This is a genomic window from Peribacillus sp. SRI_006 (assembly GCF_057586375.1).
This window is the reverse complement of sequence record NZ_JBYCZT010000002.1, coordinates 56,300-75,102: the sequence shown is the minus strand read 5'-3', so window position 1 is coordinate 75,102 and position 18,803 is coordinate 56,300. Positions and strand designations below refer to the sequence as shown.

Here is an 18,803-nt window from a genome sequence, read left to right as displayed (position 1 = left end):
TTCCAATTAGACTAGTTTTGATATTTTCTCTTCAATTGTCCGGTAATGATATTTTTTTGGATTTCGGACGTACCTTCATATATTCTGGTGATTCGGGCATCCCGATAGAAACGTTCAACTGGATAATCCTTCATGTATCCCATCCCGCCATGAATCTGTACGGCCTTATCAGCGACACGATTATATACTTCCGAACCATACAACTTAAGCATGGCCGCTTCTTTAATGATTTTTTCTTTCTGATCGACCATCCATGCGACCCTGTATGTGAATGAGCGAAGTGCTTCTATTTCCATTGCCATCTCGGCAATCATATGGGATACGGCTTGATGATCAATGATCGGGACATTGAATTGTTCACGTTCTGTGGCATATTTGGTAGAAAGATCGAGCAGGTATTGACAGGACCCCAAATTACGGGCAGCAAGGCCTGCCCGGCCATTTGCAAGGATTTTCAAGGCATTTACATACCCTTGGCCGACGTCCCCCAGTACATTTCCAGCAGGAACCTCGCAATCTTCAAAAAATAATTCGGCCGAATGTGAGCCTCGAAGACCCATCTTCCTTTCCAGGCTACCAACTCTAAAACCCGGAAAATCCTTTTCTACTATGAATGAGGTGATCCCTTTCGCCCCTTTATCTTTGTCCGTAACGGCCATAACTGTAAAAATATCTGCTACATCTGCATTCGTTATATAATGCTTGGTACCATTTAAAATATATTTATCGCCATTTTTGACCGCCGTCATTTTGAGATTCGTAGCATGGGACCCCGCTGCAGGCTCAGTTAAAGCAAAAGCGCCAATTCTATTACCGCTTGCCATATCTGGTAGATATTTTTCCTTTTGCATTTCATTGCCCATTTCTACTATCCCTACCGTCCCTATACCGGTGTGGGCCCCAATCAGAGTGGTATATCCATTATGTGTTTTGCCGATTTCCTCATATAAAGCACATTTTCCCACCATCCCGATTCCGAGTCCGCCATACCTTTCCGGGATACTAAGTCCGAATAGCCCGATTTCCTTCGATAAATTTATGATGGATTCCGGGATATGATCTTCATCCTCTATCTGCATGGAAAATGGATCGATTTGTTCTTCAATAAACTGGCGTATATTTTCTTTAAGTAGCAGGATGTCTTCATCTAAGCGAAAGTCCATTTGCATTCCCCTTTATCTGCGAATTGGTTGTTAACGCTTACATATTTAGTTCGAATGAGCGATATGCTTTTCTTGAAGCTTGCGTTTTAAAATTTTACCGACCGCCGTCTTCGGAAGTTCACTTTCAAATGTGATTGCTTTTGGGACCTTGAAGGCAGCGAGCTGCTTTCGGCAATAATCCTTCAATTCGTTTTCAGTTATTCTTTCACTTGGTTTTAGAACTACCGCTGCATGTACCGTTTCACCGCGATATTGATCGGGAACGCCAAAGACGGCAGCTTCCAGAACCTTAGGGTGGCTGTATAGTATATCTTCAATTTCTATTGGATAAATATTGAATCCACCTGCGATGATCATCTCTTTCTTCCGTCCCACAATGTAAAAGAAGCCATCTTCATCCATCTTGGCCATATCACCGGTATGCAGCCATCCGTTTTGAATCGTCTTCTTCGTCTCTTCAGGCATGCCCCAATAACCTTTCATTACCTGTGGACCCTTTATGACCAATTCACCTGGTGTATCAACCAAGAGGGCTGGCTCTCCTGTAATGCTGTCAATTATGGCGGCATCTGTATTTTGTATCGGAATCCCGATACTTCCTGGTTTTTGCAGGCCGCTGACTGGATTCCGGTGCGTGACTGGTGACGCCTCGGACAGTCCATAGCCCTCAGCAATCTTTGTTCCACTAAGTTCGTTAAACCTTGACAATACATGCAATGGCAATGGTGACGAACCCGAAACGCAAGATGTCAATGTATGCAAATCAAATGGATGGGACTGGTAATATTGTAATAAAGCAATATACATCGTCGGTACCCCTGGAAAAATAGTCGGTTTAAGATTAGTGATAATATCGACGATCTCCGTTACCTGAAATCGGGATACAAGAATTAATTCCCCGCCATTATAAAACGTCAGGTTCATCCCTGAAGTCATGCCGTAAACATGAAATAATGGGGAAACGCCCAGTACCCTTTCCTTCCCCTTTTGAGTAGTGATTCTTGAAGTGGCTGCACTTTGCAGCGTATTGGCTACGATATTACGATGGGTTAGCATCGCGCCTTTAGAACGCCCTGTCGTTCCTCCAGTATATTGGAGGACGGCGACATCTCTAGCAGGTTCAATCTCCACAGTGAAATCCGCCTCTGTAACAGATAGCAGTTTTTTTGTCATTTCACATTTGCCCTTTTCCAGCGACACGCTCAACACCTTTTCAACATCGGTTTCAGCTATGGCAGCTTCAACTATGGGCAATAAATCGTCGAGTACAATGATGTGCCTTGCACCTGAATCTTTCAGGACATGCATTAATTCGTTCGCCTTATACATTGGATTGATTTGGACAACAATGGCTCCATTCAAAAGAGTTCCAAAAAAACCAATTGGATATTGGGGACAATTAGGAAGCATGATAGCCACACGATCTCCCTTTCCAATCCCTTCATCAGCAAGCAAGCGGGCACATTTTTTCACTAACTTCCCCAACTCTGAATATGTATACCTTTTCTCCATGAACGTTACCGCTGTATTATCCGAATACTGTTCGACTGATTGAAAAAATAGTTCTGTCAATGAAATTTCAGGAATTTCAATCTCTATTGGATTTCCGGACGGGATATGCTTTATCCAAGGTCTATCCATTTGTCCTCCCCTTTCTTCATTCAAAAATAAAGAAGTCATACTAACAACATGCAAGGAGTGTGCCAAAAATAAATCGTTTTGATACGTTGATTCAGTTAATGCTAAAATTCAAAATTGAATTATTTGCTGCGTTTTTAATAATTCCAGGTTCATAATTCTAGGATTTAAATTTGACTCAATAAGTCATTTTTGAATTAAGACATTGCTTTCGTATAAAGACCCAACTATAGTGCTGGCCTGTGGATATACTGATCATTTTCAGGAAAATAAAACGGGATGCTGATCAAGGTCAGCATCCCGTTCAAAAAATGATTCACTGCTCTATGGCGGTGTCATCTTCCAATGATATTTTCCATAATTCTTTCGCTTTTCCACTAACCGTTTCATCAAAAACAAATGATCCATTCGTATATCGATCATGATTTTTTAATGAAGCGGCATGAATCGTTTCAATGGTTCCCTTTTCGGAAAGAATGAATAGACTGTCGGTTTTGTTAATGGTATCGAAACCAATGACCCTATGAGGATTCGATTTCAATTCCCTCAAGACCACGACTCCGCGTTTTGCCCGGCTCGTTTTTTCAAACTCGGTTAATTTCATTTTCTTAATGGCCCCGCGCTGTGTAACGATAAAGATCGATTCTTTACTATCCTTGGCCAAAACCTTTCCGCCAATGACATAGTCATTTTCTTTCAAGTTAATCCCTTTGACTCCTGCTGCCCGGACACCGACAACACTTACTTCTTCTTCATCAAACCATAAACCATAGCCATTATGAGTGACTAGGAAAAGGTCAGCCTGTCCATTCGTATGATGGACATCGACCAGTTCATCGTCACCTTTTAAATTGACACCAACCAGCGGTTTTGAATGACGCTGAGCTTTATAGGAAGCTAATTCTGTCTTTTTCACCATACCATTTTTCGTGATGAAAACTAAGAATTCCGGCATGGTAAAATCTTTGATTGGAATCGCTTTTATGATTTGCTCTTCCCTGTCGATTGGAATGATGTTAGCGATATGCTGACCGGTTTCCTTCCAGCGAATATCAGGAAGCTGATGAACTGGACAATAGAGGTAGTTCCCTTTGGACGTGAACAGCAACAGGACATCTGTTGTATTCATCTCCAGCCTCTGGAGCAGGCGATCGGAATCCTTCATGCCAAAATCAAGCCCTCCTGACGCTGCATAAGATCGTAACGATGTCCGTTTGACATAGCCTTCTTTCGTCACGGTAACCATTACGTCTTCACTCGCAATCAAGACTTCAAGATTTATTTTGATTTCTTCAATTTCTTTTTCGATTTTGGAACGCCGTCCGTCATCAAAGCCCTTTTTAATGAATCGAAGTTCTTTTTTAATTACTTGAAGAAGAACCTTTTCACTTCCAAGAATCTTTGTCAATTCTTCAATTTTGTCCTTCAATTCCGCTGCCTCTGCTTCAAGTGCTGTAATATCCGTATTTGTCAGCCTATATAACTGCAAGGAGACAATGGCTTCAGCTTGCGCTTCTGTAAAAGCAAATTTAGCTATGAGGTTATCTTTAGCGTTCCGTTTGTCTTTGGATGCCCGGATGACAGCGATGACTTCATCTAATATGGATAAAGCTTTCACTAATCCATCGACGATATGTGCCCTGTCATGTGCCTTTTGCAGCTCATAACGTGAACGGTTCACGATTACCTCTTTACGGTGTTCGATATAAGCATCGAGCATTTTAGGCAGGCTCATCAATGTTGGCCGCTTTTTATAAATTGCAACCATATTGAAATTGTAGGCAATTTGGAGATCGGAATTTTTATATAAATAATGCAGGACTCCATTTGCATCTGCTTCTTTTTTCAGTTCGATGACAATGCGCAGTCCTGTACGGTCGGTCTCATCCCTAACTTCGGCGATACCTTCCACTTTCCGGTCTAGACGGAATTCATCCATTTTCTTAACAAGGTTTGCTTTATTGACTTCATATGGGATTTCAGTGATGACGATTTGCTGTTTGCCACCCCGAATCGTTTCCACTTCCGCCAACCCGCGAATGATTATTTTCCCTTTACCTGTTTCATAGGCCTTACGAATGCCCTCAATTCCTTGAATGATACCGCCAGTAGGAAAATCCGGCCCTTTAATGACAGTCATTAAATCAGCGACTGTCGCTTCCGGCTTATCGATTCGCATAATGGCAGCATCAATGACTTCACCTAGTTGATGTGGCGGGATTTCAGTGGCATAGCCGGCTGAAATTCCTGTAGAGCCGTTTACAAGCAGGTTAGGGAACATTGCAGGCAAAACAATGGGCTCTTCAGAAGTATCATCAAAGTTCGGTACAAAATCGACCGTCCTTTTTTCAATATCCCGCAGCATCTCGGAGGCAATCGATGAAAGCCTCGCTTCCGTATACCGCATCGCAGCAGGCGGATCACCATCAATGCTACCATTGTTTCCGTGCATTTGGACCATGACCTTCCGCAGCTTCCAGTCTTGGCTCATCCGAACCATTGCCTCATAAACGGATGAATCTCCGTGAGGGTGATAGTTACCGATTACATTACCGACCGTTTTTGCGGATTTCCTGAATCCTTTTTCCTGAGTGTTTCCTTCGACATGCATCGCATACAATATCCTGCGCTGCACCGGTTTTAAGCCGTCCCTTGCATCAGGAAGTGCCCGATCTTGGATAATATATTTACTATAACGGCCGAAGCGGTCACCAATTACCTCTTCAAGCGGCAAATCCCGAAACGTTTCTTCAAATACCATCGTTAATGACCTCCTCTTCAATCGACATATTTTCATTATCTAAAATATTCGATTCCTCTTCGAGACCAAAAGCGACATTGGCTTCAATCCACTTACGACGCGGTTCAACCTTATCTCCCATCAAAGTTGTCACACGTCTTTCTGCACGTGCTCCATCATCGATCTTCACACGTATCAATGTCCTTGTTTCCGGGTTCATGGTGGTATCCCATAATTGATCGGCATTCATCTCACCCAGCCCTTTATAGCGCTGAATCATATAGCCTTTCCCCACCTTGTCTATCGCTCCCTGGAGCTCCTCATCGCTCCAAGCATATTCAATGACTTCTTTCTTCCCTGTCCCTTTGCTCACTTTATATAAAGGGGGTAAGGCAATGTAAACCTTTCCTGACTCTATTAACGGCTTCATATATCGGTAAAAGAAAGTCAGCAGCAGCACTTGGATATGGGCCCCATCCGTATCGGCATCAGTCATGATGATCACTTTATCATAGTTAGTGTCCGGCGTATTGAACTCCGCTCCGACACCTCCGCCGATGGCATGGATGATCGTATTTATTTCCTCGTTTTTAAAAATATCCGCCAGTTTTGCCTTTTCCGTATTGATAACTTTACCCCGCAAAGGTAGAACTGCTTGGAAACGGCGATCCCGCCCTTGTTTAGCGGATCCCCCAGCAGAGTCACCTTCTACAAGATACAATTCATTTCGTTCGGGATTTTTCGATTGGGCCGGTGTTAATTTCCCGGAAAGGATGGCATCGGATTTTTTCCGTTTCTTCCCGCTTCTTGCGTCTTCACGGGCTTTGCGTGCCGCTTCCCTTGCCTGGAACGCTTTAATCGCTTTTTTAACCAATAGGGTACTTGTGGTCGGATCTTCTTCAAAAAAGTAGGCTAGGTGCTCTGATACGATGGAATCGACTGCAGAACGGGCTTCGCTGGTTCCAAGTTTGCTTTTGGTTTGTCCTTCGAATTGAAGAAGTTCTTCAGGGATGCGCACTGAAATGATTGAAGACAAGCCTTCACGTATATCGGTACCTTCGAGGTTTTTATCTTTTTCCTTTAATAGCCCCATTTTTCTGGCATAATCATTGAATGCCCGTGTCATGGCCGTTTTTGCACCAATCTCATGGGTGCCTCCGTCTTTTGTACGAACGTTATTCACGAAGCTTAGAATATTTTCTGAATAACCATCGTTGAATTGAAAGGCAAGTTCGACTTCGATCCCATTTTGTTCCCCTTCTAAGCTGACTACACTATGGAGTGTCTCTTTCTCTTCATTTAAATAATCAACAAACGCTTCAATGCCATTTTCATAGTGAAAAATTTCATTATGGTCATTACGCTCATCCGTCAATTCTATCTTCATGCCTTTTAAAAGAAAAGCTGATTCGCGAAGGCGCTCACAAAGGATTTCATAATTAAAAGTCGTCACCGAAAATATTTTAGGATCAGGCTTGAAGTGGATTTTGGTCCCGACTTGATTTGTTTTGCCGATTTTCTCCAGTGTGGTTTCTGGCTTTCCGCCATTGAAAAAACGTTGTTCGTATATGAACCCGTCCCTCTTGATTGTCACGACAAGCCATTCAGACAACGCGTTAACGACCGAAGCACCGACTCCATGAAGGCCTCCACTCGTTTTATATCCGCCTTGTCCAAATTTACCTCCAGCATGAAGAATCGTTAAAATGACTTCAGGCGTCGGTTTACCTAATTTATGCATGCCAATAGGCATTCCACGCCCTTTATCGGATACACTTACACTGTTATCTTTATGTATTTTCACACTAATTTGGTCTCCATATCCAGCTAAAGCCTCATCTACGGAGTTATCTACAATCTCGTACACTAAATGATGAAGTCCGCGTGCATCAGTACTGCCGATATACATACCGGGACGTTTTCTGACCGCTTCGAGTCCTTCCAGTACCTGAATTGCATCATCATTGTACTCGATTGTTTTTACTTTCTTTGCCACAGAAATTCCCCTTTCCTTACTAAACACAATTTCCGGGCCAAATCATACTGCAATGAAATGACTCACTAGCTTAACAAATCCATTAATACGTTATTATCATTATAACAAGTATAATACTTTCATGAACAAAGAACAAGTGTTCTATTTTTTTGTCCTTTTTATTAGCGTTAGCACATTTGTGTGGAACAAAACGTATCATAGCTACCTTTCTAATTGTAGCGGTAAATTTTCATTTGGCAAATATACTTTTATATTTAAATCAAATTAAGCTTTAATGGCTTAATTTTGCCCGACCGCTCAATGCCCGCTATGGCTGCCTTTCAGTTTTTCTTCAGAAATAAAGCTATACCTTAAAAAAAGAGCGGAAGTTCCGCTCTTCATTTTACTTAGTAAGGGCGTGTTCGACTTTTATACATCGATTCATGATGACAGTATGTCCTTTTTCTTTCAAGAAATTATAGGCTTCTTCATTTTCCACTCCTAGCTGCGCCCAAAAGATATCTGCATCGATTTCTGCAAATTCCTTGGCTATCTCCGGAAGGAACTCTGAACGGCGGAAAACATTGACGATATCGACGTGCCCTTCAATATCTTTCAGGGCTTTTACTGCCTTTACACCCAGCACTTCAGCTACAGCAGGGTTTACCGGGATGATTTCGTATCCGCTATCCTGCATGGCCTTCGATACCATATAAGAAGTGCGCTCAGGGTTATCAGATAAACCGACGACAGCGATGCGCTTCGATTTTTTCAACATCTTTCCCATTTCTTCCCTGCTTGGATTTTCTATCATTCTTTTCAATCCCCTTTTATAATAAAATGTAATATTTGATTAAAGAGTATTCCTAACAAAGGTATTTTACAGAGAAAAGCTGTTTATTACCATTATTAAGAAAAATCATTATACAAGAAAGAATAAGTTTAGAAAAGGCATGACTCACTTAACTTTCTTATGTTCATACAGACTACCACGTATTGTAACAATTTATACAAGGAGGCATCGTTCATTATATATTTACGAAAATAAGGAAGTCTAAACCTTTTACCGTTCATGAACTTAACGTATATCAAAAGATGTAGGTCCATCAAGGAAAATTCATTTTTTTAGTGGATTTTTTTTGGACAGCCGTACCATTTTGTCACGAAAATGTTACAATAAGAGAAGCTTAACAGGTATTTCAGGGCTGTTTTTAGCTATTTCTACACGTTTATTTTTGAAAAAGGGAACAATCTTCCTTAAACGTGATAAAAAAAGAAGATTTTTCTTAAAGAAAGGGTAATAGAATGCTTACATTTATCACTATACTGGCTGCCTACCTGATCGGTTCGATTCCGTCCGGTTTAATAATCGGTAAAACATTTTACAAAATCGACATCCGGGAGCATGGCAGTAAAAATCTAGGCGGGACAAATACCTTCAGGACACTTGGTGTCAAGGCAGGACTAACCGTTACTATCATGGATATACTTAAGGGTACCCTAGCAACTTACCTGCCGTATATGCTAGGCGTGGAAATGCATTTATTGCTAGCCGGAGTTATTGCGGTAGTCGGTCATATGTTTCCCATTTTTGCAAACTTTCGGGGCGGAAAAGCCGTGGCAACTTCTGCTGGTGTCATTCTTGCTTATGAACCATGGTTTTTTGTCTTTGCCGTCATCATTTTCTTTATATCCTTATACATATCCAAATATGTCTCGCTTTCATCCATGATTGCTTGTCTACTTGCTCTCATCTACAGTTTAGTTTTTCATATTAAAGATTTGCCGCTCATTATTGTAATCAGTTTAATAACGATCTTCATTTTTTACCGGCATCGCGCAAACATCAAGCGGATTATCGATAAAACTGAACCTAAAGTAAAATGGTTATAAGAACATGTGCATTACCATGTGAAGATAGGCCCGTATGCAAGGGCCTATTTTCCATTCTACAATTCATTTGTAAGGCATGCCTCGAAACCTTTTCACTAATTGCTGTTCGAGATTGAGTATCTATCCTATCGCTGATATTAAAGCCCGCTGCTCATCTTCATTCTTGGTTTGTTCAAAGACGATTCTTTGCAAGTGATTCTTTACATTTTGAAAACCTGGTGAATACCACCGGGGCTGTAAGCCAATACAATAATGAGTCTTCGCCACTTTGTCCGCAATTTAACAAAATCATCGTCAATCACACCATTGAATAAAGATAACATATGAGTAATTAACGTTTTTCTCAATCTTCCCACTGTGCTGTGCACCGTTATAATCCCTTTCAATTCAGGAACCTGCAGAATTTTGATAAAAGGCATCAACAACTCCTTCGACCTGGAGTTCGATTGCCTCTCTAAAATATTAATCACCTTTAAAACATATTCCGTTAAATCGATGATTTTAACCTGAAGTTTTACCTGTTCACTGCTTACATCCAATATGCCATCTGTTTCATTTGCTTTTTGAAACCAGTGCTTCACTTTTATGAAAATCTCCATATCACACTCCCAGGATTTTGAAAATCACAACAAAGCTAATCCATTATACCTAACAATAAAATGTGATTCTTTATACCTATTAATTGAAATTAAGTTAGGTTACCCTCAAAAAAAGTGATTCTTTCAGTCTATTTATATTTCATTCTGGACTCCACACGATTCTTTTGTCAAGGTAAAAGGGCCTGAGTCATTTCTACATTAACTTCCAAACGAATAAATCGTTTGGAATTCGTTTAGTGGCGAAAGATTCAAGTAAGGATTGAATAATTGTTGAACAGGGGCTACACTGGAACTAGTTATTACATATCGATAGGAGAAAGTGCCATGAAACCATTGCAAATATCACCGGAAACTGCATTAAAGTTATCCAAGTCACTAAATCTGCCTTTAGAGCAAATCATGCATATGCCTACACCAGTCTTGCTGAAAAAGCTTGCCGAGGCTGAAGCAAAAGAAAAAGGCAATACAAAATAGCTGCAGGAATCTGCAGCTATTTTTGTGTGTGCTCATATGGGTACGAAACGATCTTACGGGCAATACCATTTCCGGATTTCCTTTTAAAAGCCCCGACTTTATGAGGAAATTAATTAGATGGATTTCATTTTATCCTAACAATATATAATTTCAGAGTCTTGCTTAACTCATAAATATATCAATATTCCGAATACTCCCCCGCCGCTTTGGCTCAGGAATCAAAAAGGCAAAAAAAACCGCAAATGGGCGGTTTTCAATTGAAAGTCAATTCTTTTGCCATATCATGCAGAGGCTTCTTTTTGACTGATATTAATTGTTCATTTTCATAGGTACATGCAAATTCTTGTGGTGGTTCATCCTGTAATATATCTTTCAGGTAATACTTTATGTTGGACACAACTTCACTTGCCTCCATAACCCATTGAAATGGCTTCCAGGCAAGTTCCCCTTCATCACAGGCAGATAGCCCTCCCCCTTCATCTTCAGCTCTGTAAACATACATTCCACCTGTTTCATTCCATGTCACGATTCCTCGAAAGCTCATCCCCCTTACTTTCAATCCAGTTTCTTCAAGAATTTCGCGTTCCATCGATTCATCGATGGTTTCACCTTTTTCTATTTTCCCGCCTATGCCATTCCATTTATGCCGATTGGGATCCTTTTGGCGAAATAGCATCAACACTTCGACTTCGTTGGATCTTTTTCGAGTTATGAAACAAATATTGTATATAATATCCATTGTTATTTCCTTTCTTAAACGCACATTATTCGCATCTACCGCATAATTACTTTATACTTAAATAACGAACCTCTAGGAAGGAGAATGAGTATGAAACTGACCATTTCCGATCAAGCAGCTAAGTGGTATATTGATGAACTGGGGCTTCAAGAAGGCTCTCATTTGCGCTTTTATGTAAGATATGGCGGGCATAGTACCGTCCAAAGCGGCTTTTCATTAGGTATCATGCAAGAAGAACCGGAAAATGCAGCGGCCGCAACGACTATGAACGAGATTAATTTTTATGTAGAAGAAAAAGATTTATGGTACTTTGATGGCCACGATTTACTTATTACTTTTAATGAAAAACTGACTGAACCAGAATTTCAATATGAAAAGAGTGCTTGACAATAAAGCAGCGGTGTAAACTGCTGTTTTTTCTTGTTCAATCGAGCAGGCGCTCTTCAATATCTTCCGCCCTAAGAATTTCCGCTTGTTTATCTCCTAAAAGATCAAAATGAGAATAGCCATCCTTCCTGTGATGAATCCACTCTTTTTTTAGCCCGTATTGCTTACCCCACTCCGCTAAACGCCTTAAATCCTTGCACCCGACTTTTGTTACCGTCTTGCAACCGGGAAATCGGTCATCCAGCCAATAATGAGTTAAAAAAGCTATTTGGCCTTGATCGATTTTCTGCTTCCAGGCTACGATATCTACCCGTTTAATCCCAAAAGCCATTTTTGATCACCTCAATAATTGTAATTAAACCAATTCATCCTGCTTTTTATTTTTCTCATAGGCCTCATGCCATTCAGGATACATGCGTTTAATGGATATTGGGCGGAAGCTCTCCTTTTTAACGCAAACGTGGGAAGAATGACCTGTAGCCGCCACTTCATTTTTCCCATTAACGATCTCATACCCATAAACGACGCGTAAACCGTCATATTTTTCAATCCAGGTTTTAATTTTCACCTTATCACCATATCTAACAGGGGTTTTATACGAAGCTTGAATATCCATAACAGGTGAGAGGATGCCATCCGCTTCCATATCAGCATAATAAAACCCTAAATCATTTATCAATTTTGTCCTGCCTAGTTCCATCCATATTAAATAATTCGCATGGTAAACAACACCCATTTGATCTGTCTCTGCATACCGCACTTCAATTTCGTTTTCAGCTATGAACATTTTGTTTCCCCACTTTCATTTCTCTTGCAATAAACATTTTACCATAACAATTGTGCAAATTTCATTTAAGCTGTCTTTATAGACTGTTTCCCTTCATTGAACCTAAAATGAAAGGGGAGAAAGATTTCTCATCCCTTTCTCCCCTTTACCTAGTTGTTTACATATTATCGTTACTATAACCGTTTTCCCGTGCTTCCTGCTCATCTTGCATTTCTTCCTTCATTCCATCAATGCTCTTTCTTCTTCGTTCATTTTTATCCTGAATTGCCTGCTTTTCTTCCCCTGAAGAAAATGATAACGTTTCATTTGCAGCGATTATGTTTTCTTCCGTATTTTCTATTGCATCTTGAATTTTTTCAACATTATCCAAACGATTATCCGGATTGTGCTTATTTGCGCCCATTATTTTCACCTCATGTTATTTATTTACATAATATTATTACGATTACTTTATAAGCTTGTCCCTTGATTACTCGCCTTTAGTTTGAATGACCTGAGCATGTTTGCCTGATTTGTCCTGCATTTTCTTACCGTTGTTCCCGCCCGCTGCTATTGGCTGTGTTCCTTGATGGCTCGGTCTAAAGTGTTTGGAATCTTTTTTTGGATTACCCATTCTATCGCCTCCTTCTCTTATCATGGATAAAAAAGAGGAAATTCATGAATGCCAGTTTTTGAAATAGTTATGAAAAAAGAGCCAGCACCTTGAAGGGACCTCATGGCACTGACTCTTTTTAAGCAAAGACTATTCAGCCTTTTGCATATGTTTTTTTTCAAGACGTTCTTCAAGTCTTTCCATTTGTTTAACGTCCATCAATAATTCCCTTTTATTTTCTTTAATTAATTCTTCAAATGTCCTTTTTCTTTTCTTCATGCTTTTCACCTACTTTTTTATTATACAATTCAGCATTGCCAAATTAACGTAAAATTATGACTATATGGTTTCCATCCCTTTAATTGTCATAATTATCAGATTTTTAACCTGATAAAAATTCCATATCTCCACTCTTACTTTAACCCTTTTTTCATAAACTTTAACCATAATTTTTTAATTTTTTTGATTTTTCCATAAAAGTTTGACAACTTTGTTAACATACATAAAAACGGAACCTCATAAGGTTCCGTCCAGACTGTAGACAAACTCGATGAAAATCGAGTTTGTCTATTTTTATGGCTTGTACAATTTGGACGTTAATTTCCACTCCAGGCACTCGCTTTCCGCGGGCGGTCGGGGAGCCTCCTCGGCTTTCGCCTGCGGGGTCTCCCCTAGACGCGCTTTTCCCGCAGGAGTCTCGTACCTTCCGTTCCAATCAACTTTGTTTTAACTTTTAGATAGAACCCTTTTGCCTAAAGTCTTCACTGCCTTAAAATAGAATTAATAAAACTTGAGGTGATGAGGATACTTTCTAAACATGATTCTATTCAGAGAGATCGAACTGGAAATGATTACTTTATACCAACTGGTGCCACGTAAAATGGAGGCTGCCATTGACAAAAGGGTTCGGAATTTTTTAATTCCGCCCCCCTCTTGTCTACAAACTGAAACGGAACCTATAAAGGTTCCGTTTCAGTTTGTAATTTTCCGTCCGACTGCCGCCAAGCCTCCTAGCCCCATGCATCTAGCCGGGTTTGGGCACCGAGTTTCGCTAATTCCTTCAATACTATTGGAACTTCATAAAGTTCCCCTACTGCATACTATTTATATTTCGTTCCATATCTTTTAAGGTCATGGCCGAAATTACCTTATTCCTGATAATGCCTTTTTTGTCGATGAAGTAAGTTGTCGGTATGCTAAGGATTTTGTAGCGCTCATTCACTGGATTTTTTGCACTTTGACTATCCAGCGGTATGGTAAAAGTAATTCCATTATCCTCCACAAATGCTTGTACATCATTTTCAGGGTCAATATTGACTGCAAGTACGACGACATCATCACCCGCTTGTTGTGTGTATTTCTCCATATCCGGCATTTCCTTCTTGCAAGGCGGGCACCACGTTGCCCAAAAATTGAGCATTACCTTTTTTCCCTCATAATCCGATAATTCAACTTGTTTACCATCCAAAGTTTTCAGGGAGAAATTCGGTGCTTTAGCTCCAATTTTCAATCCGCCCAAAGCATCTTTTTCGTCATTTCCCTTTGATTCATTATCCATCGCCTGCACGATCGCTACAGTAATAAGTGATAGTAAGGCCACCGAAGCAATAATTTTTTTAAGCATACTCGTCCTCCTAGTCCCATTACAATAAAAATATTAGTCCATTTCCAGAATTAGAACAACTTCCCTATTCCATCTTAACAATAAAAGGGTATGCGGAAAAGTGCAATTCCTATAAATCATATCATGATATCTCATTGTTTCATAAACCTGACACAAAAAAAGCGGTAAACCTATAATAGGTTTACCGCTTCCTAAAAGCTGAAATTAGCCTTTTAATTTATTACGTAATACCATTTGAAGGATACCACCGTGACGGTAGTAGTCGATTTCGATTTCGGAATCGAAACGAACAAGTACATCAAATTCTTTTACGTTTCCAGCTTCATCAGTAGCTGTAACTTTTACGATATCACGCGGTTTAACCGTTTCGTCGATTTTAACTGCGATCGCTTCTTTACCAGTCAATCCAAGCGTTTCAGCGTTTTCGCCTTCTTTGAATTGAAGTGGAAGAACACCCATTAATGCAAGGTTAGAACGGTGAATACGTTCAAAGCTTTCAGCGATGACTGTTTTGATGCCAAGAAGGTTAGTACCTTTCGCAGCCCAGTCACGAGAGCTTCCCATACCATAGTCTTTACCAGCGATTACTGCAAGACCTGTTCCATCAGCTTTGTATTTCATACAAGCATCATAGATAGCCATTACATCGCCTGTTGGCCAGTAAGTAGTGTAACCACCTTCTGTACCTGGAGCAACTTGGTTACGGATACGGATGTTTGCGAATGTTCCGCGCATCATCGCTTCATGGTTACCACGACGAGAACCGTAAGAGTTAAAGTCACGCGGTTTCACACCGTTTTCGCGAAGATAGATACCAGCTGGTGTATCTTTACCGATTGCACCTGCAGGGGAAATATGGTCAGTTGTTACTGAGTCGCCGAATTTACCAACTACACGCAAGCCGGAAAGTGGGTTAACTGAACCCGGTTCTGGTGATAATCCTTCAAAGAATGGAGGATTTTGAATGTAAGTCGATTTAGAATCGAAAGCATAAATCGCTTCGTTGCTTGTTTGGATTTCATTCCAACGTTTGTTATCGTTGAATACTGTTTCGTATTCTTTACGGAATAATTCCGGTGTAACTGTCGCTTTAACAGCAGCGTTAACTTCTTCTTGTGATGGCCAGATATCAGCAAGATATACATCGTTACCATCTTTGTCTTTACCAAGAGAATCATTGTTAAGATCGAAGTCCACAGTTCCAGCAAGAGCATAAGCTACAACCAAAGTAGGTGAAGCAAGATAGTTTGCTTTCACTAGTGGGTGAATACGACCTTCAAAGTTACGGTTACCAGAAAGCACTGAAGTTACTAGTAGATCAGCTTCAGCAACAGCTGCTTCGATTTCGTCAGCCAATGGACCTGAGTTACCGATACATGTTGTACAGCCGTAACCAACTACGTTGAATCCTAATTGATCAAGGTATGGTTGAAGACCTGCATCACGAAGGTAACCAGTAACAACTTTAGAACCTGGTGCCAATGATGTTTTTACATAATCCGGAACAGTCAAGCCTTTCTCAACTGCTTTTTTAGCAATAAGACCCGCTCCAAGCATTACGTACGGGTTAGAAGTGTTTGTACAGCTCGTGATTGCAGCAATTGCAATCGCACCTGTTTTCATTACCGTTTCTTTGCCATCGGCAAATTTAACAGTTACTTCTTTATCCAATTCAGAATTGTCCATGCCAAAACCTTGGTTGCCCATAGGTGCATTGATCGCGTCATGGAAAGATTTTTTCATTTGAGAAAGTGGAATCAAATCTTGCGGGCGTTTAGGGCCTGAAAGGTTTGGTTCAATTGCTGAAAGGTCGATTTCCACAACATCATTGTATGCTGGATCTTCGTTTTCAGGAGAGTAGAACAAACCATTTTCTTTGCAGTATGATTCAACCACTTTAATTTGTTTTTCATCACGGCCTGTTAAGCGCATGTAATCGATCGCTTCTGCATCAACAGGGAAGAAACCAACTGTAGCACCGTATTCAGGAGCCATGTTAGCGATTGTTGCACGGTCAGCAAGTGGAAGGTATCCTACTCCTGGGCCGTAGAACTCAACGAATTTACCAACTACGCCGTGTGCACGAAGAACTTGTGTTACTTTCAATGCAAGGTCAGTAGCTGTTGTACCTTTAGGAAGTTGGCCAGTCAGTTTAACACCAACGACTTTTGGAACTGGGAAGTAAGATGGCTGTCCAAGCATGCCCGCTTCTGCTTCGATACCGCCGACACCCCAACCAAGAACACCAATACCGTTGATCATTGTAGTATGTGAATCTGTACCGAAAACAGAATCAGGGAATACTTCGAAGTCTCCGTTTGGAGTTTCAACAGCATGAACCACGTTCGCAAGGTACTCTAGGTTAACTTGGTGAACGATACCAGTTGCCGGTGGAACTGCACGATAGTTGTTGAATGATTTTTGAGCCCAGCTTAGGAACTGGTAACGCTCTGCATTACGTTCGAATTCAAGATCCATATTGGCATCTAGGGAATCCATTGTACCTGCTTTATCAACTTGTACAGAGTGGTCAATTACAAGGTCAACCGGGATTTCCGGGTTGATTTTGTCAGGATCTCCACCAAGTGCCGCGAAAGCATTACGTAAAGAAGCTAAATCAACAACAACTGGAACACCAGTGAAATCTTGTAGGATTACACGTGAAGGCTTGAACGGAACATCTATATCTTGTTGCTCGCTTGTTCCCCATTTAGCAAGGTTCGCAACGTGTTCTTTTGTGATTACTCTTCCGTCTACTTGGCGAAGGACCGCTTCAAGTAATACTTTAATGGAATATGGGAGGCGTGATACTTGGCCATCCCCTGCTTTTTCAATAGCGTCTAGGCTGTAGTAGTTGTAGCGTTGCCCATCAATTTCAAAGGACTTACGCGCTTGGTATACGTCATTTTTCGTCATGAATATTACCCCCTATTAAACTGTCAGAACGTATTCTGCACATGAAAGTAAAACCTGGTTCACTGAAACCATGTTTACTATAAATATAAGTAAAAAAGTTAGTTTGTCGAATTTTCTCTCTCTTCTCCCACCCTAACTCTTCCTTCAACTTAATACTAATATAGAAATGAGTATAAGTAAATAACAAGAAAGTTATTGTTTTTGATAAGTTTCTCTTATAGAAAAAAATCCCCCACATATTAAAGTGCATTTAAGAAGACTTGCTGATATGCATTTTCTTGAAAATCCCCCTATTTGCGGCCTGATAAATTATTCCATCAAAACATATTGACACTTCATACATAATCATTCGACATTATCACATTCTATGGGTGGAGGTGTCGAAATGACAAAACAAAAGGCAAATCATGTTATACCAGGTATGAATGCAGCAAAAGCGCAAGGTAATGGGGCTGGATACAATGATGAACTGGGAAATGAACCGCCATTATCGGAAATGCAAAGGCAAAACAATAAAAAAAGAAAGAAAAACCAATGATTCCCCTCATTTTTAGACTTTAAATAGGATAGGCTTTTTGAAATGGCAGATGTCCTGCATTTTTCAAAAAGCCTATTCCTTTCTAAAATCAATTAACGCACAAGTAAAACGCGCAAAACCCAAGACTAATGCGCATGGTCTCATGACGAAATAACCTGTCACTCAATAGTCCTCAGAATTGACCTCATTGACGATTGCCTGGATATCCTGTTCGAATTTTTTCAATTGTTCTTTCTGGTGTTCGGAAGCGGTGACTAAAGCAGATTGTATTTGTTGATAGGCCTCGTTCACTTCCTGCTTCACATGTTTCAATTCCGTTCCGTAATTCGGTGCGTTTTTCTCAATGGATGAGTATACATCAAATACTTGTTGATAACTTTGCTGGGCTTCCTGAAAAGACCTTCGCTTATCTTGTTTATCCTGCATTTGGATTCAGCTCCTTAAATATGGTGTCCATCCATAGCATGTACGAGGTTTGCAAATATATGTATGTGAATAAAATTTCACGGACTGATTATCTTAAGAGATAGGAGGGATCGAACATGAACAAAAACGATGGTAAAGATATGCGAAAAAATGCTCCTAAAGGAAATAACCCAGGTCAACCAGCACCGTTAAGCGGTTCTCATAAGGTGAAAAACAGGCAGCACTCCCGTCAGAAGCATAATAGCAGTCATGATATGTAAGCTGCTTAAATAATCGTTCCATAACAAAGCGGTGCCGCCCCAAAAAGGCAGA

The 18,803-nt window shown here is 40.5% G+C and carries 19 protein-coding genes and 1 pseudogene; 5 read left to right on the top strand and 15 right to left on the bottom strand.

All coding sequences use genetic code 11. The features are described from left to right. Positions 1-11 precede the first annotated feature (11 nt). From AC2YHV_RS02720 to AC2YHV_RS02700, 5 genes are all read right to left on the bottom strand, one after another. Complete coding sequence (locus AC2YHV_RS02720; RefSeq protein ID WP_063591289.1) at positions 12-1,163, bottom strand: acyl-CoA dehydrogenase family protein; 1,152 nt, start codon at positions 1,161-1,163, stop codon at positions 12-14. A gap of 45 nt (positions 1,164-1,208) precedes the next feature. Further along, positions 1,209-2,804: a long-chain-fatty-acid--CoA ligase gene (locus AC2YHV_RS02715; RefSeq protein ID WP_487372521.1), complete on the bottom strand. Its 1,596-nt coding sequence runs from the start codon at positions 2,802-2,804 to the stop codon at positions 1,209-1,211. 313 nt (positions 2,805-3,117) lie between these two features. Further along, positions 3,118-5,562 (bottom strand): DNA topoisomerase IV subunit A, encoded by a 2,445-nt coding sequence (gene parC, locus AC2YHV_RS02710; protein WP_106026501.1) that lies wholly within the window; start codon positions 5,560-5,562, stop codon positions 3,118-3,120. Continuing rightward, positions 5,552-7,537, bottom strand: coding sequence for a DNA topoisomerase IV subunit B (parE, locus tag AC2YHV_RS02705; protein ID WP_063576382.1), 1,986 nt, complete (start codon positions 7,535-7,537; stop codon positions 5,552-5,554). Before parE ends, parC begins: the two co-directional genes overlap by 11 nt. 382 nt (positions 7,538-7,919) lie before the next feature. Then, on the bottom strand, positions 7,920-8,330 hold the full coding sequence (locus AC2YHV_RS02700) for a CoA-binding protein (protein ID WP_063576383.1): 411 nt from the start codon (positions 8,328-8,330) through the stop codon (positions 7,920-7,922). Between the two features lie 491 nt (positions 8,331-8,821). Between AC2YHV_RS02700 and plsY the strand changes: the two genes are divergently transcribed. Beyond that, complete coding sequence (plsY, locus tag AC2YHV_RS02695; protein ID WP_034312400.1) at positions 8,822-9,409, top strand: glycerol-3-phosphate 1-O-acyltransferase PlsY; 588 nt, start codon at positions 8,822-8,824, stop codon at positions 9,407-9,409. A 120-nt stretch (positions 9,410-9,529) separates the two neighbouring features. On the opposite strand, the pseudogene AC2YHV_RS02690 reads toward plsY, so the two are convergent. Beyond that, positions 9,530-10,008: pseudogene (locus AC2YHV_RS02690) on the bottom strand (protoglobin domain-containing protein). A 324-nt stretch (positions 10,009-10,332) separates the two neighbouring features. Here AC2YHV_RS02690 and AC2YHV_RS02685 point away from each other — a divergent pair. Then, on the top strand, positions 10,333-10,482 hold the full coding sequence (locus AC2YHV_RS02685) for a YycC family protein (protein ID WP_082609358.1): 150 nt from the start codon (positions 10,333-10,335) through the stop codon (positions 10,480-10,482). Between the two features lie 253 nt (positions 10,483-10,735). On the opposite strand, the gene AC2YHV_RS02680 is transcribed toward AC2YHV_RS02685, so the two are convergent. Continuing rightward, positions 10,736-11,221 (bottom strand): NUDIX hydrolase, encoded by a 486-nt coding sequence (locus AC2YHV_RS02680; RefSeq protein ID WP_145505818.1) that lies wholly within the window; start codon positions 11,219-11,221, stop codon positions 10,736-10,738. A 90-nt stretch (positions 11,222-11,311) separates the two neighbouring features. On the opposite strand from AC2YHV_RS02680, the gene AC2YHV_RS02675 reads away from it, so the two are divergent. Next, positions 11,312-11,608 (top strand): HesB/YadR/YfhF family protein, encoded by a 297-nt coding sequence (locus AC2YHV_RS02675; protein WP_034312410.1) that lies wholly within the window; start codon positions 11,312-11,314, stop codon positions 11,606-11,608. A 37-nt stretch (positions 11,609-11,645) separates the two neighbouring features. Here the strand turns inward: AC2YHV_RS02675 and AC2YHV_RS02670 are convergent, their stop codons facing one another. The 7 genes from AC2YHV_RS02670 to acnA form a co-directional block, all read right to left on the bottom strand. Next, entirely contained in the window at positions 11,646-11,939 is a 294-nt protein-coding gene (locus AC2YHV_RS02670) for a hypothetical protein (RefSeq protein ID WP_034312413.1), read from the bottom strand. A 24-nt stretch (positions 11,940-11,963) separates the two neighbouring features. Continuing rightward, positions 11,964-12,395, bottom strand: coding sequence for an acyl-CoA thioesterase (locus AC2YHV_RS02665; protein ID WP_034312417.1), 432 nt, complete (start codon positions 12,393-12,395; stop codon positions 11,964-11,966). Positions 12,396-12,552: 157 nt separating this feature from the next. Continuing rightward, positions 12,553-12,798 carry a small acid-soluble spore protein Tlp gene (gene tlp, locus AC2YHV_RS02660; RefSeq protein WP_098865528.1) on the bottom strand — a complete coding sequence of 82 codons (246 nt, stop codon included), beginning with the start codon at positions 12,796-12,798 and terminating at the stop codon, positions 12,553-12,555. A gap of 66 nt (positions 12,799-12,864) precedes the next feature. After that, positions 12,865-13,008 carry an acid-soluble spore protein N gene (locus tag AC2YHV_RS02655; protein ID WP_048678620.1) on the bottom strand — a complete coding sequence of 48 codons (144 nt, stop codon included), beginning with the start codon at positions 13,006-13,008 and terminating at the stop codon, positions 12,865-12,867. Positions 13,009-13,137: 129 nt separating this feature from the next. Next, positions 13,138-13,266, bottom strand: a complete 129-nt coding sequence (locus tag AC2YHV_RS02650) for an FbpB family small basic protein (RefSeq protein WP_072272906.1) — start codon at positions 13,264-13,266, stop codon at positions 13,138-13,140. Between the two features lie 811 nt (positions 13,267-14,077). Further along, a complete protein-coding gene (locus AC2YHV_RS02645; RefSeq protein WP_053534825.1) occupies positions 14,078-14,611 on the bottom strand; it encodes a redoxin domain-containing protein in 534 nt (177 codons plus the stop codon). Between the two features lie 204 nt (positions 14,612-14,815). Beyond that, complete coding sequence (gene acnA / locus AC2YHV_RS02640) at positions 14,816-17,527, bottom strand: aconitate hydratase AcnA (protein ID WP_048678624.1); 2,712 nt, start codon at positions 17,525-17,527, stop codon at positions 14,816-14,818. Between the two features lie 385 nt (positions 17,528-17,912). Here acnA and sspO point away from each other — a divergent pair, with 385 nt between their 5' ends. Then, positions 17,913-18,065, top strand: a complete 153-nt coding sequence (gene sspO, locus AC2YHV_RS02635) for a small acid-soluble spore protein SspO (protein ID WP_034312428.1) — start codon at positions 17,913-17,915, stop codon at positions 18,063-18,065. Positions 18,066-18,227: 162 nt separating this feature from the next. Here the strand turns inward: sspO and AC2YHV_RS02630 are convergent, their stop codons facing one another. Beyond that, a complete protein-coding gene (locus AC2YHV_RS02630; RefSeq protein ID WP_034312430.1) occupies positions 18,228-18,491 on the bottom strand; it encodes a hypothetical protein in 264 nt (87 codons plus the stop codon). A gap of 116 nt (positions 18,492-18,607) precedes the next feature. On the opposite strand from AC2YHV_RS02630, the gene AC2YHV_RS02625 reads away from it, so the two are divergent. Beyond that, the gene (locus AC2YHV_RS02625; protein ID WP_063576391.1) at positions 18,608-18,751 is read left to right on the top strand and encodes a small acid-soluble spore protein P; all 144 of its coding nucleotides are present in this window, start codon (positions 18,608-18,610) and stop codon (positions 18,749-18,751) included. Positions 18,752-18,803: the final 52 nt, after the last annotated feature.

Excerpts from the sequence above, each read along its gene's own strand:
- plsY (WP_034312400.1), top strand. The coding sequence starts at position 8,822 with ATGCTTACATTTATCACTATACTGGCTGCCTACCTGATCGGTTCGATT.
- AC2YHV_RS02625 (WP_063576391.1), top strand. The coding sequence starts at position 18,608 with ATGAACAAAAACGATGGTAAAGATATGCGAAAAAATGCTCCTAAAGGA.
- AC2YHV_RS02655 (WP_048678620.1), bottom strand. The coding sequence starts at position 13,008 with ATGGGTAATCCAAAAAAAGATTCCAAACACTTTAGACCGAGCCATCAA.
- sspO (WP_034312428.1), top strand. The coding sequence starts at position 17,913 with ATGACAAAACAAAAGGCAAATCATGTTATACCAGGTATGAATGCAGCA.
- AC2YHV_RS02650 (WP_072272906.1), bottom strand. The coding sequence starts at position 13,266 with ATGAAGAAAAGAAAAAGGACATTTGAAGAATTAATTAAAGAAAATAAA.
- AC2YHV_RS02675 (WP_034312410.1), top strand. The coding sequence starts at position 11,312 with ATGAAACTGACCATTTCCGATCAAGCAGCTAAGTGGTATATTGATGAA.
- AC2YHV_RS02685 (WP_082609358.1), top strand. The coding sequence starts at position 10,333 with ATGAAACCATTGCAAATATCACCGGAAACTGCATTAAAGTTATCCAAG.
- AC2YHV_RS02680 (WP_145505818.1), bottom strand. The coding sequence starts at position 11,221 with ATGGATATTATATACAATATTTGTTTCATAACTCGAAAAAGATCCAAC.
- AC2YHV_RS02700 (WP_063576383.1), bottom strand. The coding sequence starts at position 8,330 with ATGATAGAAAATCCAAGCAGGGAAGAAATGGGAAAGATGTTGAAAAAA.
- tlp (WP_098865528.1), bottom strand. The coding sequence starts at position 12,798 with ATGGGCGCAAATAAGCACAATCCGGATAATCGTTTGGATAATGTTGAA.
- AC2YHV_RS02715 (WP_487372521.1), bottom strand. The coding sequence starts at position 2,804 with ATGGATAGACCTTGGATAAAGCATATCCCGTCCGGAAATCCAATAGAG.
- AC2YHV_RS02665 (WP_034312417.1), bottom strand. The coding sequence starts at position 12,395 with ATGTTCATAGCTGAAAACGAAATTGAAGTGCGGTATGCAGAGACAGAT.
- AC2YHV_RS02670 (WP_034312413.1), bottom strand. The coding sequence starts at position 11,939 with ATGGCTTTTGGGATTAAACGGGTAGATATCGTAGCCTGGAAGCAGAAA.
- acnA (WP_048678624.1), bottom strand. The coding sequence starts at position 17,527 with ATGACGAAAAATGACGTATACCAAGCGCGTAAGTCCTTTGAAATTGAT.
- AC2YHV_RS02645 (WP_053534825.1), bottom strand. The coding sequence starts at position 14,611 with ATGCTTAAAAAAATTATTGCTTCGGTGGCCTTACTATCACTTATTACT.
- AC2YHV_RS02720 (WP_063591289.1), bottom strand. The coding sequence starts at position 1,163 with ATGGACTTTCGCTTAGATGAAGACATCCTGCTACTTAAAGAAAATATA.
- parC (WP_106026501.1), bottom strand. The coding sequence starts at position 5,562 with ATGGTATTTGAAGAAACGTTTCGGGATTTGCCGCTTGAAGAGGTAATT.
- AC2YHV_RS02630 (WP_034312430.1), bottom strand. The coding sequence starts at position 18,491 with ATGCAGGATAAACAAGATAAGCGAAGGTCTTTTCAGGAAGCCCAGCAA.